The organism is Alkalibacterium sp. f15 (genome assembly GCF_049389645.1).
Lineage (GTDB): Bacteria > Bacillota > Bacilli > Lactobacillales > Carnobacteriaceae_A > Alkalibacterium.
On the sequence record NZ_CP186540.1, the window covers coordinates 597,597 to 613,215 of the forward strand.

12 protein-coding genes are annotated in these 15,619 nt (G+C 40.8%); all 12 read right to left on the reverse strand.

Annotation, left to right across the window (positions count from 1 at the left end; translation table 11 throughout):
- Positions 1–232: 232 nt before the first annotated feature.
- On the reverse strand, positions 233–1,618 hold the full coding sequence (gene rlmD, locus ACO1PF_RS03020) for a 23S rRNA (uracil(1939)-C(5))-methyltransferase RlmD (protein WP_423189882.1): 1,386 nt from the start codon (positions 1,616–1,618) through the stop codon (positions 233–235).
- A 101-nt stretch (positions 1,619–1,719) separates the two neighbouring features.
- The gene (locus ACO1PF_RS03025; protein WP_423189883.1) at positions 1,720–2,736 is read right to left on the reverse strand and encodes a diacylglycerol kinase; all 1,017 of its coding nucleotides are present in this window, start codon (positions 2,734–2,736) and stop codon (positions 1,720–1,722) included.
- A 29-nt stretch (positions 2,737–2,765) separates the two neighbouring features.
- Positions 2,766–4,199, reverse strand: coding sequence for an Asp-tRNA(Asn)/Glu-tRNA(Gln) amidotransferase subunit GatB (gatB, locus tag ACO1PF_RS03030; protein ID WP_423189884.1), 1,434 nt, complete (start codon positions 4,197–4,199; stop codon positions 2,766–2,768).
- A gap of 3 nt (positions 4,200–4,202) precedes the next feature.
- Positions 4,203–5,669, reverse strand: a complete 1,467-nt coding sequence (gene gatA / locus ACO1PF_RS03035) for an Asp-tRNA(Asn)/Glu-tRNA(Gln) amidotransferase subunit GatA (RefSeq protein ID WP_423189885.1) — start codon at positions 5,667–5,669, stop codon at positions 4,203–4,205.
- Complete coding sequence (gene gatC / locus ACO1PF_RS03040) at positions 5,669–5,974, reverse strand: Asp-tRNA(Asn)/Glu-tRNA(Gln) amidotransferase subunit GatC (RefSeq protein WP_071848890.1); 306 nt, start codon at positions 5,972–5,974, stop codon at positions 5,669–5,671. The genes gatA and gatC overlap by 1 nt, the downstream gene beginning before the upstream one ends.
- A gap of 39 nt (positions 5,975–6,013) precedes the next feature.
- Positions 6,014–7,222 carry a CamS family sex pheromone protein gene (locus tag ACO1PF_RS03045; protein ID WP_423189886.1) on the reverse strand — a complete coding sequence of 403 codons (1,209 nt, stop codon included), beginning with the start codon at positions 7,220–7,222 and terminating at the stop codon, positions 6,014–6,016.
- Between the two features lie 22 nt (positions 7,223–7,244).
- Positions 7,245–9,263, reverse strand: coding sequence for an NAD-dependent DNA ligase LigA (ligA, locus tag ACO1PF_RS03050; RefSeq protein WP_423189887.1), 2,019 nt, complete (start codon positions 9,261–9,263; stop codon positions 7,245–7,247).
- Between the two features lie 19 nt (positions 9,264–9,282).
- Positions 9,283–11,520 (reverse strand): DNA helicase PcrA, encoded by a 2,238-nt coding sequence (gene pcrA, locus ACO1PF_RS03055; RefSeq protein ID WP_423189888.1) that lies wholly within the window; start codon positions 11,518–11,520, stop codon positions 9,283–9,285.
- A gap of 250 nt (positions 11,521–11,770) precedes the next feature.
- Complete coding sequence (locus tag ACO1PF_RS03060) at positions 11,771–12,421, reverse strand: GntR family transcriptional regulator (RefSeq protein WP_423189889.1); 651 nt, start codon at positions 12,419–12,421, stop codon at positions 11,771–11,773.
- 15 nt (positions 12,422–12,436) lie between these two features.
- On the reverse strand, positions 12,437–13,555 hold the full coding sequence (locus tag ACO1PF_RS03065) for an ATP-grasp domain-containing protein (RefSeq protein ID WP_423189890.1): 1,119 nt from the start codon (positions 13,553–13,555) through the stop codon (positions 12,437–12,439).
- Between the two features lie 14 nt (positions 13,556–13,569).
- On the reverse strand, positions 13,570–14,130 hold the full coding sequence (locus tag ACO1PF_RS03070) for a DUF2179 domain-containing protein (RefSeq protein ID WP_423190488.1): 561 nt from the start codon (positions 14,128–14,130) through the stop codon (positions 13,570–13,572).
- A 121-nt stretch (positions 14,131–14,251) separates the two neighbouring features.
- Positions 14,252–15,601 (reverse strand): hemolysin family protein, encoded by a 1,350-nt coding sequence (locus tag ACO1PF_RS03075; RefSeq protein ID WP_423189891.1) that lies wholly within the window; start codon positions 15,599–15,601, stop codon positions 14,252–14,254.
- Between the last annotated feature and the right edge of the window lie 18 nt (positions 15,602–15,619).

Consider the following 15,619-nt stretch of genomic DNA (forward strand, 5'->3'; position numbering starts at 1 on the left):
GGCTACCATAAAGTAAATGATAATTTTTTAATAAATGCTAATATTTTTCAATTCTTAATATCAAAGACTTACTATTTTTAGTGATTTCAACATCGTGTGAATGAAAGAGTAATATCTTTCAGACCAATCTACCTGTATTTTTTTCATATTGATATACTGGGGATTTTTATAAAACCAATAAAAATATAAGCCCCAGAAATAGCGTCATACGCTATTTCTGGGGCTTATAAAATTATTTTTTAGTTAACAGAGTAACACTTTCCACGTGGCTTGTTTGTGGGAACATGTCCACTGGTTGTACTTTCTCGACAGTGTAGCCACCTTCAACCAATAAGGCCAGATCGCGTGCCAGGGTCGATGGGTTACAGCTGACGTAAATCATTTTCTCCGGCTGCATTTCCAGTACGGCATCGATGAACTGTCCTTCGAGTCCTTTTCTTGGAGGATCGACAACGAGTAAGTCCGCTTTGCGGCCTTGCTTGCTCCATTCCAGCATGACTTCCTCGGCTGCTCCGACTTGATACGTCACATTTTCAATACCATTGAGTTCAGCATTGCGTTTGGCATCTTCGACAGCCGGTTCGATGAGTTCGATACCATAAACCTTTTTAGCTTTTTCAGCTAATGCCAAAGTAATCGTTCCGATACCACTATAGGCATCGATCACGGTTTCTTCTCCAGTCAGTTCAGCGAATTCCAATACTTTGCTGTACAGGATTTCTGCTTGTACAGTATTGACCTGGAAGAAAGAACGATGGGAAATTTCAAATGTATGACCCAGCAATTTATCACGGTATTTGTCTTCACCATGAAGCACAATGACTTCCTGACCGAGGATAACATTCGTCCGTTTATGGTTCACGTTTTGGATAATGCTGACCACTTCAGGGAGTGCCTCAAGGATATCCGGAACAATTTTGCTGAGTGGGAACAGTTTAGCAGTACGGGTGACCAGGACAATCATCAGTTCTCCGGTATGGTAACCACGGCGAACAATGATGTGGCGCAGGTTCCCGATATTTTCTTTTTCATTGTATGGTTTAACATTATACTTACGCATGATGTCACGGACCACTACCACGGCTTTATCGATCTCTGGATCCTGGATCTTGAAATTTTCCATAGGTATCAGGTCATGGCTGTTCTTTCTGAAAAAGCCGGTTTCCAATTTCCCGTTGTATTTTCGTACAGGTATTTGGGCTTTGTTACGGTAACCGAAAGGATTTTCCATGCCAATGACGTCCTCGACTTTAACGTCTGGTAATTTCCCGATTTTTTGCAGAACAGTTTCAATCTGATTCTTTTTGAACTTCAGTTGTGCTTTATATGATAAATGTTGCAGAGGCATCGTGCCTGTTTGAGTGTAGGCTTTATTGGTGATTTCCACGCGGTCTGGACTTTGACCAATAATTTTTGTCAGTTTCCCAATACCGAAAGACTTTCCAATTTTAATTACTTTGAACTCTACAGTTTCACCGACAAGTGCTCCTTCAATGAATAGTGGATAGTGCTCTATCTTGGCTACACCGAGTCCTTCATGTGTCAGATCGATGATTTCGCCTTGATACGTCTCATTTTTTTCTACTGGTGCTTCGAAATTTCCCTTGCTATTACTCATTTTATTCTCCTTTTTCGTTCTAGATTGCTTTACTGTCTCTTTTAGATTATACAGGTTGGAAGTGAAATGCTAAAACGCACAGTCCAAACTGTGCGCTTCAATTATTCTTCTCCGTTGTTTTCTAATTTTGAGACCTGTTTTATGAATTCTTCTTCTTTTTCTTCAGTCATCAAGTCATGTGTGTTGATAGATAGGTGCATACGATCCAAATCAGTGACGATTTCCAAATGCTGCTGGTACATACTGAATTCAGCTGGGGCGTCACCACCGTATTCACCGTCAATATTGATCATGAGTTGCTGCTTGTTCTGCGTTTCGGCTTTGACGTAACTCGTTTTTTTATACAAGACTTTTGGATGATGGATGTGTTTACCATCATTCATGAGCATCGTGATCAGTCTCAATATTTCAGCAATGTTCGTTGTTTTGACAATGATCAGCGTGAATTGTCCGTCGCCCAATGTCTTGTCCGGTGCGATTTTTTCAAATCCGCCAACTGAATTGGTCAATGCCACGAACACTAAGGAAGCTACCCCTTCGTAAACACCATCATCATAGGTTATTTTAACGGGGACCTTACCGACTCGCGGCAAAAGTTCTGCCCCTTTTACAAAATAAGCGAGTGACCCAAAGAGAGATTTCATATTAGCCGGGACCTCATAGGTCACTTCCGTCAAGAAGCCGGCAGCGCCTATATTCATGAAAAACTTATCTTCGGAGCTCGTTTTAACCTTTCCGATGTCCATATGAACGGTTTGACCTTTATGAATCAACTGAGCCGCTTTCACAAAATCATAACGTGGGATCATTAAGGCGCGCGCATAATCATTGGTTGTGCCCGCCGGTATGATTGCCAGCTTGGGCCGAGGCTCATATGGCGAGATGCCATTGATTACTTCATTGATCGTCCCATCTCCCCCAGCTGCCACAATAAGATCAAAACCATCTTTCGTACATCGGTCAGCTTCTTCTTGAGCGCTTAGAGGTGTTGGTGTTGTACAAAAGGCACTGGTATCGTAACCCGCTTTTTCATATTCACTTAAAATATCTGGTATTTGTTTTTTTAAAAGTTCACGACCGGATGTCGGATTATAAATAACGCGAGCGCGTTTTCTCACCGTCCATCCACCCCCTTTTTCAGTTAACCTTAACGTTTGTCCATTTCTTCTTTGAGAAGTTTGTTCACGACACCCGGGTTGGCTTTTCCTTTAGTTTGTTTCATGACACTTCCAACCAAGAAACCTAAGGCACGGTCTTTACCGTTCTTATAATCTTCGATGGATTGTTCGTTATTATCTAATGTCTCTGAAATGATTGGTAACAGTTTAGCCGGATCACTTAATTGGACCCACCCTTTTTCCTCGACCAATTCTTTAACATCATCACTACCGTTAGTAATCACTTCTTTGAATACTTTTTTCGCAATCTTGGAAGAAATCGTGCCGTCATCAATCAAAGTGATCATTTCAGCCAATGCTTTGGGTGTTAGTTTGGTTTCTGAAAATTCCAGATGCTCACTGTTCAAGTAGGCAGACACTTCACCCATCAGCCAGTTGGATGCCTGTTTAGGATCGGCACCGTAGTCAACCGTTTCCTGGAAGAAATCTGACATTTCAACCGTCGCGGTCAACACCCCTGCATCATATTCAGGCAAGTTGTAGTCGTTAATGTATCTTGACTGACGTTCTTTCGGCATTTCTGGAAGGGATGCTCTGACATCATTGATCCAATCTTCACTGATTTCCAGGTTAGGAATGTCTGGTTCAGGGAAATAACGGTAATCACTGGAACCTTCTTTGACACGCATCAAGATAGTTTCTCCAGTTGTTTCATCGAAACGGCGTGTTTCCTGCTGGAGTGCTCCACCAGCATTCAAGATTTTTTCCTGTCTGATAATCTCATGTTCCAGACCTTTTCTCACGTTGTTGAAGGAGTTCAAGTTTTTAAGTTCGGTTTTAGTTCCAAATTCTTCTTGGCCAAAAGGTCGTAATGAAATGTTGGCATCACAGCGCATAGACCCTTCCTGCATCTTCACATCTGATACTTTAGTGAATTGAATCAGCTGTTTGATGGTATCCAAGTAGGCTTGTGCTTCTTCAGGAGAGCGCATATCTGCTTCTGATACGATTTCTATCAGCGGTGTGCCTTGACGATTCAAGTCGACAAATGAAGAGCCGTTATCTCCGTGCATATTTTTCCCGGCATCCTCTTCTATATGGACACGTTCGATACGGATTTTTTTCTTTTCACCTTTGACATCGATTTCGATCCATCCGTCAAAGCCGATGGGTCTATCAAACTGTGAAATTTGATACGCTTTTGGGTTATCTGGATAAAAATAATTTTTGCGATCAAATTTCGTATATTCAGCTATGCCACAGTTTAATGTTAAAGCTGCTCTCATGCCAAATTCAATGGCACGTTTATTTACGACGGGCAAGACCCCTGGGTGTCCCCAATCGATGACGTTTGTATTTGTGTTAGGTTCCGCACCAAAATGAGCGGGTGACGGGGAGAACATTTTAGAATCGGTTTTTAATTCCACATGCACTTCCAGGCCTATAACTGGTTCTAAATTCATCGCTTATTCTCCTCCTCTAAATGATGGTTTTTTTGTATGATAATCGTTTTCTTTTTCAAAAGCATAAGCGGTTCTGTAAATTGTTTTTTCATCGAAATGTTTGCCGATTATCTGCATCCCGACGGGCATATCATTTGAAAACCCACATGGAATCGATAGTGAAGGCACGCCTGCTAAGTTGACAGGAACCGTCAATATGTCCGACATATACATGGCAAGTGGATCTTTTATTTTTCCGCCGATTTCAAAAGCAGTCGTTGTCGTTGTCGGTGCAACTAATACATCGACGTCTTCAAACACTTTTTCAAAGTCCTGTCTGATCAACGTACGGGCTTGTGCTGCTTTTTTAAAGTGAGCATCATAAAATCCTGAACTCAAGGAGAACGTTCCAAGCATGATACGGCGCTTCACTTCTTTACCAAAACCTTCTGATCGTGATTTGATGTAAATATCTTCAAGTGATTCGATGTTTTCTGAACGGTAACCATAACGAATACCGTCGAAACGCTGCAAGTTACTGGATGCTTCTGATGAGGCAATGATATAGTAAGCCGGAATGCCATATTCGGAATGTGGCAAGCTAACTTCTACAATTTCTGCCCCCATTTTTTCATAGAAATTAATGGCTTGACGGACAGATTCGATCACGCCCGGTTCTTGTGCGTCTTCATGGAAGTATTCTTTCGGTACCCCAATACGTAGGCCTTTGACCCCTTTATCGATATCCTCGGTAAAGTCAGGTGTCTCTCCTCGGTAAGAAGTTGAATCCTTCTCATCTGTGCCACTGATTGCATTCAAGACTAGGGCGTTATCTTTGACTGTACGCGTAAACGGACCAATTTGATCCAGACTGGAAGCAAATGCAATGAGACCATAGCGTGACACGCGACCATATGTAGGTTTCATGCCTACAAGTCCGGTAAAGGCTGCCGGTTCACGAACTGAACCACCCGTATCTGAACCTAGAGAGACCGGGACTAAACCGGCCGCTACGGCTGCGGCTGAGCCACCTGATGAACCGCCTGGTACTTTCGTTAAATCCCATGGGTTGCGTGTTATTTGAAAGGCAGAGTTCTCTGTAGACCCACCCATCGCAAATTCATCCATATTCAATTTTCCGACCGTGATCATACCAGCCTGCTTTAATTTTTCAATAACCGTCGCGTCATAAACCGGGACGAAGTCTTCCAGCATTTTCGAAGCTGCTGTTGTTTTGATACCTTTGGTAGAAATGTTATCTTTGATCCCAATAGGTAAGCCACTCAAGACATTTTTTTCATCAATACCCTGTTCATCCATTTCCTTAGCAGCTGCAAGAGCTTCCTCTTTACTTAGTGTTAAAAAAGCCCCCACTTGTTCATCTGTTTGAGCGATATTTGCATAAACAGATTCCATCAATTCAACCGCTGTGAATTCTTTACTGACCAGTTTTTCATGTAATTCTTCTAAAGTATAATCCAAGAAATCCATTACGCTTCACTCCCCCCGTTATCAAACATGGCAGGCACTTCAATGTAGCCATCTTTTCGTGTTTTAACGTTTTTAAACAAGTCTTCTCTATCCGTTCCTTTTTGAACAACGTCTTCTCTCCAAACGTTTGTCTGAGGAAGGCCGTGATAGGTTCCTTCGACACCTTCTGTATCCAGGGCATCCAGTTTTTCTACCATTTCTACAATTTGATCCAACTCTTTTGTAATAGAGTCAATCGTACTATCATCAAATTCCAGCTTTGCCAGTTTGGCTACTTGTTTAACTGTTTCTTCATTTATCGCCATGTTATCTATCCTTTCGTCTGCTAGTTATTTTATCTGCATTTAATTAAAGATATAAACCTCATAATCTTCTTGTTCGGCTTCTCTGTCTAGATAAGACTCCATACCATTTAGAGACTCGACATTTATTTGAGTCGGCACATTATTCGGTAAATACGTTTTACCCGCTTCGTTTAAAAACTGGGTAAAGGCAATCATTTCTCCTTTGCCATAGAACTGAGTAGTGATCGTAATCTCTAAATTCATTAACTGGTCTTCTACATAATGACCCAGTCCGGTTACGCCACTTATATTAGGGAAAAATCCCTCGACTTCAGATCTGAAGTTAGCAAAGTTATTGCCTTCAGCGCTCTGCATGCCTTCTAACGGAAAGACCAGACGATCTTCATTTATATTCTCCCAACCAGACACATTGGTATTGCCATTTTCAACAAGCCCCACTGATACGTAGGTTCCTGGTGCCAGGTCGTCTTGTGTTGATTGTTCGTATAAGCCTATGAATATTGGAATCTCTTCTAACCCTTCAGTGTTACGCATACGTGAAATAACTTTATCTGCCATCTCTTTGCCGGCTGCCAGTAATTCGTCAGATGAAATGGGTTGCTGTAAGCGAGTCCCAATATCATCTCTATAATAATCGATTTGATTCAATGCGAGTCCGACACTGACTCCGGCCAGTTCCAATCCTTCTTCCGTTTGTCTGTAATAGTTCTGTTCAAGCACCGAACTCAGATAATTCGGATTACGTTCTGCAGGATCAAAGGTATTATTAGATGGAGGATTCAGCCCCTGATTCTGTTCATCTATTTCTTCTTCTCCCTCTTCCTCTTCTTCCTCTACTTCAACGGGTACCTGTTCTCTTCCTATCCAGTTTGTGACCTGCGAAGAAGATAGGAATTGACCTTCCTGAAAGAAATGGTTGTCCGTAGGGAAATAAGCCTGAGAGTGGCGCATCAAGTCTGTTTCAAATGTCCGTATATTGATATTTGAATTAAGATTGCGTGTGATCCCTCTATTTTGACTTGGTGCGTAAGTGCCGTCTTCAGTGATGACCGGACGGTAATAATTTGAATCCACCTGCTCTTCAATCGTGGACGCTACATCTTCATCCGGCTGATTCGCTGTCTCACTGGAACGTTCAACTTCTTCTTGGCTCGACTCATTCGGATCAACGGGATCCGGGAAAAAACCACATGCTGAAAGAAACAAAGCCTGGGCAATTATTAAACTAAGAACTGTTTTCTTTTTCACTCGCTCTCACTCTCAATTCTATTCATTCATCAATCTCCTCAAGAACTTGCTGTTCAGTTAATACTGGCACGTGTAAATCCTCTGCTTTTTTCAATTTACTGCCTGCTTCTTCTCCTGCAATCAGATAGTCTGTATTCTTAGACACACTGCCCGTGACTTTTGCGCCAAGATCAGTCAACTTCTCTTTTAATTCATCACGGGTGTAATGTTCCAATTTCCCTGTAATGACAACTGTTTTATCTGAAAAATAAGAAGCTACCTTTTCGATTTCTTCTTTACGTTTACCTTTGTATTCCATGTTGACACTTGCTTCTCTAAGCTTTCGAATCAATTGAGCGACTTCTTCTAATTCGAAGAAGGCTTGAATGCTTTCGGCAATCGTTTCGCCCAGTCCTTCGATGGCTTCAATCGCTTCTTTTGATGCCTCTCTCAGTCGTTCCATAGTGACGAACTCCTCGGCAAGTAATCTTGCCGCTTTCACTCCGACGTGTCTGATCCCTAAACCAAAAACTAATCGCTCCAATGAATTTTCTTTCGATTTTTCGATGGCGCGGAGTACGTTATCCGCGGACTTGTCAGCTATTTTATCTAAGGTCAACAGCTGCTCTTTTTCTAAGTAGTATAAATCAGCAGAATCTTTGATCAAGGACTCATCATAGAGTTGTGCAACGATCCGCTCACCTAAACCATCTATATTCATCGCGTTTCGGGAAACAAAATGGGTCAATTTTTCTTTTGCCTGAGCAGAACAACTTGGATTCATACATCTTAAGGCCACTTCCTCATCCAGATGCATCAGTTCACTCTGACAGGCCGGACAGTGCGTCGGATATTCATACTGCTGACTATCTTCTGGCCGTTTGTCTTTATTTACTTTAACCACTTCAGGAATGATGTCTCCTGCTTTACGCACAACGACAGTATCCTTCAAGCGAATATCTTTTGCTTTCATTAGGTCAACGTTATGCAGACTTGCGCGCTGCACCGTTGTACCTGCTAACTGGACAGGATCCATGATAGCAGTAGGCGTAACGACGCCGGTACGTCCCACTGTCCACTCAACCGACCGTAAAAGGGTCTCAGCTTCTTCTGCAGGAAACTTATAAGCAATGGCCCATCTCGGCGCCTTCACTGTGTATCCCGCTTTTTTCTGGTTATCCAGCTCATTTACCTTAATGACGATCCCATCGATTTCATAAGGAAGCGTCGTTCTCTTTTCCTGATATTCTTCAACAAAAGCCCATACGTCGTCTATGGATGCAAACACACGTCGTTCCGGGTTTGTTTTCAAGCCCAAGTCGTCAAGTAATCCTAAAGATTCTGATTGACTTATAACTTCTTTCTCCTCAACTTGTGCGAGTGAATATAGAAACACACTCAAGTTTCTCGATGCGGTTACTTTAGGATCCAAATTACGTATCGTCCCAGCTGCCGCATTGCGTGGGTTCGCAAAAACGGCTTCGCCTTGTTCTTCACGGTTTTGATTCAACGCAACAAACGAAGATTTTGGCATGTAAATTTCTCCGCGTGTCTCAAGGGTCAACGGTTCTTTCAACGTGAGCGGTATGGATCTGATCGCTTTAACATTTACCGTCACATTTTCACCCACCATCCCATCTCCACGGGTCACGGCTTGTTTGAATTTGCCTTTTTCATATTTCAGAGAAACCGCTAAGCCATCCATCTTCAATTCGCATTGATAGGTGTAAGGTTTATCTACTAACTCAGAAACTTTACGGTCAAAATCTTTCAAATCTTCTTTAGAAAATGCATTGTCCAAGCTCAACATGGGTATATCATGTTCCACTTTTTCAAAACCTTCTAAAAGAGTGCCTCCTACACGTTGAGTCGGTGAATCATTCTGAACAAGTATCGGATAGGTTTCTTCCAATTCAACTAATTCTCTGTATAACTGATCATACTCTTCGTCTGGAATGGTTGGCTGGTCCAAAACATAGTATTGATGACTATACTGGTCCAGCAAAGTGACCAACTCATCGACACGTTCTCTTGCCTGATCAAAATTCACTTTTTCAGTCATTGGACTATCCTTCCTACTTTTATAATTTTTCTATCGGTGCAAAACTCGCCAAGAGTGGCTTGATACCGATTCCCGGAAAAGCAATGTCAAGTTGGAGATCGTCACCTTCACCACTGATTTTCACGACGGTTCCAATATCCCATACTTTGTGTTTAACTTTTTCTCCCACTTGCCAGTCCAGTTTTTCTGCGCCACTATTGCCTGTGGCATGTGAGACAAAGTTTTTCCTTTTTTTCGTCTTATTATCGAACGGATCGTTCGAACTGTTCCCCATGCCTTTGTACATTCCACTTGAAAATGGTTTCAACGTACTGGATTCTTCGATTTCTAATACTGTCTCATCCACTTCTTCTAAAAAGCGGGATGGACGGTTGGATTGGACGCGCCCGTAAAGTGCCCGTGACAATGCATTCGTAAGGTACAGTTTTTCTTCTGCTCTCGTGATCCCAACATAAGCTAATCGTCTCTCTTCTTCCATTTGTTCTTCATCAGAGTCTGCTCGAGAGAGCGGGAAGAGTCCTTCTTCCATGCCAATCAGGAACACAACTGGGAATTCCAGACCTTTGGCGGCATGTAAGGTCATCAAAGTGATCTCACTTGTCGGTTCTTCTTCTAAACGGTCGATGTCTGAAATCAGTGACAGGTCGGTCAGGAACGTAATCAGACTTGCATCATCTGGTTGCTGCTCATCAAATTGTTTTGTCACAGTCAAGAATTCTTCGATGTTTTCAACACGTGTCTCAGCTTCCAGAGTGCGTTCTTTTTTCAACGTCGGTAAGTACTCTGATTTATTCAAGATCTCTTCCGTCAACTCTGTAATGCTCAAGAACTCTGCCATCTTAAGAAAATCCTGAATCATGAAGGCAAAAGCTTCTACCTTCTTGGTTGCACGCGGTGAAAGGTTGATGCTGTTCGCATTTAAGGCTGCATCATACAAGCTCCAGCCCATCTCTTCAGCGGCTAAGGCTAATTTCTCAACCGTACTCGCTCCAATGCCGCGTTTCGGTTCATTGACGATACGGGCAAAACTGAGATTGTCTTTAGGATTGGCAATGAGTGTTAAATAAGCCAACACATCTTTGATTTCTTTACGGTCATAGAATTTATGTCCCCCTACCATTCGGTAAGGAATATTCGTTTTGATCAGCGTTTCTTCCATCACACGCGATTGCGCGTTCGTTCGGTAAAGGACAGCGAAATCCCCGTATTCTCTATCCGGATTCTTCTCCAATTCTTGCTGGATATGCTGGATCACGTAACGGGCCTCTTCATGCTCATTACCTGCACGATAATACGTAATAAATTCTCCGCCATTTTTATCTGTCCATAAATGTTTATCTTTACGTTTCGAATTATGTGAAATCACATCGTTGGCAGCTTTTAAAATGTTTTTGGTTGAACGATAATTCTGTTCCAGTAAAACGACTTTTGCATCGCTATAGTCCCGTTCAAAATTCAGAATATTTTCCATGTCAGCTCCGCGCCAGCCATAAATGCTCTGGTCAGCGTCACCTACGACACAAATGTTGTTGAATCGTTCTGCCAGTAGTTTGACAAGACGATACTGTGCATGGTTGGTATCCTGATACTCGTCCACATGAATGTATTGGAATTTTGTCTGATAATACTCCAGGATATCTCTATGTTCTTCGAATAGACGTACCGTCAGCATGATCAAATCATCGAAATCCACTGTTTCAGCTTGTCTTAATTCACGTTGATAACTATCATAACAATCAGCAACCATTTTACCAAAGAAATCTGTTGCTTCAGCACGAAATTCTTTTTCGTTCTGCAAAACATTCTTAGCATTGCTTATTTCAGAAAGTATCGCTCTTGGATTATATTTTTTAGGATCGATATTTAATCGCTTAAGTATCTTTTTCATCAATGTCAGCTGTTCTCCGGGATCAGCGATAGTGAAATTAGAACTGTATCCAACATGGTCTATTTCTCTTCTCAAGATACGGACACACATTGAGTGAAAGGTAGAGACCCATACGTCTTGTCCGCCATCTTTAACAAGTCCTGCAACTCTGCTTTTCATTTCTGAAGCTGCTTTGTTGGTAAAAGTAATGGCTAATATGTTCCACGGATTCACGCCTTTTTCTTGAATCAAATAAGAAATCCGGTGAGTCAATACCCGTGTTTTCCCAGATCCTGCTCCGGCCATAATAAGTAATGGCCCTTCTGTGTGAGCAACTGCCTCTTTCTGCTTGGGATTCATCCCTTGTAAAATATCTTCTCGCAGTACCACTTTCTTCATCCTTTCAGGTGTTCATACGTTATTCCATTATACAGAAAACCGACCATTCTTTCCATACATCTTACTAGAGAATATGCACCGTAACGGTAACCGTATACATGTAATTGTTATGAATTTCTACATTCTGCCCTTTCCCTTATTTCCAAAAACTATTTTACTCTGGCTAAATTAAAGTCTATGTGCTTTCAGGCTAAAAAAAAACTCCATGCCCATTAGCATAGAGTTTTACAAATACCATTTCTTATTCATCAATACCTTGAATAAGATTGATAAGCAGTTGATTAAGCAGGATCCGAATTTCTCGTCTGGCATAAGTGTAGTTTTGTTCTTTGATCCATTCCATTAATTTTTCATAATGCGTTATTTTAATGGCTCTGCTTTTTTGAAAAATAAGCGGTATCTGATTCGAATCTTGATATAAACCAACCATCGTCTCAATAACTCGATCATTCATATAGGTGTTTGAATGATAACTGAGTAGCATTTTCCACAAGTCGATCTCAACCGTTTCAAATTGATTTGACTTGAATGATTTTGCAACTTTCAAGTCTTCTATCGTGCCCGAAAAAGGTTCAGTGTCAATGATACACTCAGCAAGCTGTAGCGTATAAAAAATGTGTTGAAGTAATGATTCAAGAAAATAGATACGTTCCTTCTGCTGACTTAAATCAAGCGGCCTACCCCCTACGAACACACCTTTATTCGGTACTCGGTAGACATAGCCTTCTACAATTAATCGGTTGAGTGCTCGTCTTACTGGTGTGCGACTAATCTCAAGCTGTTTGGCTATATCTAATTCTTTTATCTGTTTATCTATTGTCCAATGTAAAAACGTTATTTCATTTTTCATATAGTCATAGGCTTTAACTTCAACTTTATTCATTTTTTTCATCTGTACGTCCTTCATTTAGACAAATATGTCAGTCAACTGATCCAATATTTTAGTGACTTGTTTAGTTGGAACCACAATATGACCAAACTCAGTGGTTTCTGATCCATTAATATTATCATAAAAGGTAAAAAGCCAATCGGGTTTGATTTGTGCTTGCGTATAAACCAGATCTTTTTCATCAGTTCTTATCACTTGCATAACGATGGAATCAGACAATCTATTTGTTACGCTTATAGGCCATCCAGTTACGGCTTTAATCAATACCTCATATTGAGAAAGATTTGGAAAGTTGAAGGTGTAATGAAAAGCACGGTGGGGATGTGCAACGATTTCATTCACATACAGTGCTCCGCTAGACGTTGAAAAGACTTCAACAGCCATGACTCCGACAAACTCCAACTTTTCTGCAATAACTTGACCAATACGGCTTATTTCTTGTTCCACTTCGCTCTCGATCTGAGCAGGTGCAACAGCTTGATAAAATTCATCATTTTTATATTTCATTTCTGTTATAGAAAAAGTCGAGATTTCCCCATTGTTACTTTTCACTAAGGCTAGACATAATTCTTTTTCTGAAGGTATCCAAGCTTCTAGAACGCAGGTTCCTTGGTTCAAGAAATCTGTCGAAGAGGTAATATCTTCTTCACCGAATATTACATGATTTTTTTTATATCGTTCATCGGTACTATTTGATTTCAAGACGCACGGAAACCCAATACTCTTTACAGCTTCTCTGATGTCATCCAAAGAGATGATGGTTGCAAATGGGGCAATATTTACGCGTACCGATTCCAAAAAAGCCTTCTGCAACATTCTGTCTTGAGAAATGGAGAGCAACTCTTCGCCTTGAGGCACAGGAACGGTGCGCATTATTTTTTTAACCAAATGAGACGGAAAAGCATCCGATTCGTAAACGACCACATCACTCTTCATAGCTAGATCCAAACACGCTTTTTCATTTGTGAGTTCAGCTATTAAATGCCAGTCGGCAATGCTTTCAGCTAAACAATGCGCATGAGGGTCTAGGACACCCACGTGATACCCTAATTTTTTTGCTGACAGTGCCAGCAAGCGAGCGACACTGCCTCCACCTATAATACCGATTGTACTGCCAGGTTCTATCCAATTCATCATAATTTGTCACTCCATCATTTAAATTCGGTAAACGGATCTGCTTTAGGGTTATTTTTGACTTGTTTTATATTTTTCCTCATTCGTTTTGTCCAAAATCCGCCATTAATATATCGTGGTTCATAAGATATTATAAACGCTTTTGGTTCTACTTCATGAATCAACCGGTATAGACTTCTTTCATTTGATCTGGGTGTTAATATTTCCAGAATATAACGGGCGCCTTCTCTACCATAAGCCTGAGTAATCGTTACACCATAGCCTTCGCCTCTAATTTCTTCTGCAACATCCCAGCCATTTTCAGGTACAATGGTCGTTACAAGTATATGGCCTAAAGCCAGTTTATCTTCTATTTTCATGCCCATGTAAATACCTGCACCAAAACCTACAGAATAAACAATGATATTTAAAACGTTATCCAAGTTATCCAGTACCAGTCCTAGTCCGACGACCCAAACGGCTACTTCAACCATGGCTATGAAGGGCGCTGCTACTTGATACCCTTTCATCGTCAACATCATTCGAAGCGTATTTAACGTAACGTAAACAACGTTGATCATAAATATCGTTATCAGCATTCCTAAATTAATTTCCACTTTATCTCTCCTAAACTAATTAAATCTATCTAATATAAAACAATGGCCGAGACAATACCCCGTCCCAGCCTTTGTCATTAAGAGTACAGATCAAAAAAACTGCTTACTCTTTCTCATTTTCGATTAATTCTTCATTATTTCCTTCTTCAATCTTCTTTACAATAAGAGAAGAAATGCGTGAGCCATCCATTTTGCTGACGACCAGGCTTAAATTCCCAACGCGCATGAACGCATTCTCTGACTCAGAGGGTATACTTCCAAATTCAGTGATAAAGTAACCCGCAATCGTATCCACATCTTCCGAATCGATCATAGTATCGAAGTAATCATTAAACTTATCTAATGGTGTGGATCCATCTACACTATAAACTGAATTCTCAATACGTTCAATCAAACTGTTTGATTCATCGTATTCATCATCAATTTCTCCCACAATTTCTTCCAATAAATCTTCTAATGTAACAATACCAACGACACCACCATATTCATCGTTCAGGATCGCCAATTGATTTTGTGTCCGTTTCATCTGAAAAATCAGATCATCTATAAAAATAGTTTCTGGAACAAACAAAGGTTGGTTACTGATTTCTTTTAAATCGATCGAGTACAATGGTTTATGTTTTGATGCCTGCAATAAATTTTTAACGTGAACGATCCCTAGAATGTTGTCTTTATCTTCAAAATATAGCGGGACACGTGAATGAGGCGTTTCTAGCATAGCCTCAATATTTTCTTCGTTTGGATCATCATAATCTAACATAAATGCATCCGTCCGCGGAACCATCACTTCACGAGCAATTTTATTATCAAGGGATAATACCCCTTTCAACATTGAAAATTCATCTATATCAATAACCTCATGCTGATGGCTATGTTCAATAAAGGAACGAAATTCGTCTCGTGTAATAGCTTCGTCTGCCACCTTAAACTCTATCGGTAAGATGTATTTCAAACCTTTAACTGTGACATCAAGTAACCAAATTAAAGGTAGCGAAAGATATCTAAGACCCAAAACCAGACCAGATAGCTTCATTGCTATTTCATCCGGGTTTTGTTTTGCTATTGCCTTAGGGATCTTTTCACCAAACGATAAAAGCAAGTAGGTGAGTACGATCGCACTAACGACCAGTACAAATACTTGTGAAGAAAGAATCGGATTAGTCGACGATTCGACTAGACGCGTGATTAAAAATGCAGTCATACCACTTGTAATCATAGCTGATAACGACATGCCTACTTGAATGGTCGTTAGAAACTCGTCTGCATTGTCTAAAATCCATAAAATCCGTTTTGCTTTCCTACTTCCATCTAAGGACTCTTCCATCATTTTGTTTGGATTGATGGACACCATGGCCATCTCAGCAGCTGAAAAAAATCCGTGTAACACAATTAAGCTGATAATAACTACTATTTGCCCAATAAAGGGCTGTATACTCCAAGGGTCGCTGTTCATAAATTGTCTCCTTCAAAA

Excerpts from the sequence above, each read along its gene's own strand:
- rlmD (WP_423189882.1), bottom strand. The coding sequence starts at position 1,618 with ATGAGTAATAGCAAGGGAAATTTCGAAGCACCAGTAGAAAAAAATGAG.
- gatB (WP_423189884.1), bottom strand. The coding sequence starts at position 4,199 with ATGAATTTAGAACCAGTTATAGGCCTGGAAGTGCATGTGGAATTAAAA.
- gatA (WP_423189885.1), bottom strand. The coding sequence starts at position 5,669 with ATGGATTTCTTGGATTATACTTTAGAAGAATTACATGAAAAACTGGTC.
- gatC (WP_071848890.1), bottom strand. The coding sequence starts at position 5,974 with ATGGCGATAAATGAAGAAACAGTTAAACAAGTAGCCAAACTGGCAAAG.
- ligA (WP_423189887.1), bottom strand. The coding sequence starts at position 9,263 with ATGACTGAAAAAGTGAATTTTGATCAGGCAAGAGAACGTGTCGATGAG.
- ACO1PF_RS03060 (WP_423189889.1), bottom strand. The coding sequence starts at position 12,421 with ATGAAAAAAATGAATAAAGTTGAAGTTAAAGCCTATGACTATATGAAA.
- ACO1PF_RS03065 (WP_423189890.1), bottom strand. The coding sequence starts at position 13,555 with ATGATGAATTGGATAGAACCTGGCAGTACAATCGGTATTATAGGTGGA.
- ACO1PF_RS03070 (WP_423190488.1), bottom strand. The coding sequence starts at position 14,130 with ATGCTGATAACGATATTTATGATCAACGTTGTTTACGTTACGTTAAAT.
- ACO1PF_RS03075 (WP_423189891.1), bottom strand. The coding sequence starts at position 15,601 with ATGAACAGCGACCCTTGGAGTATACAGCCCTTTATTGGGCAAATAGTA.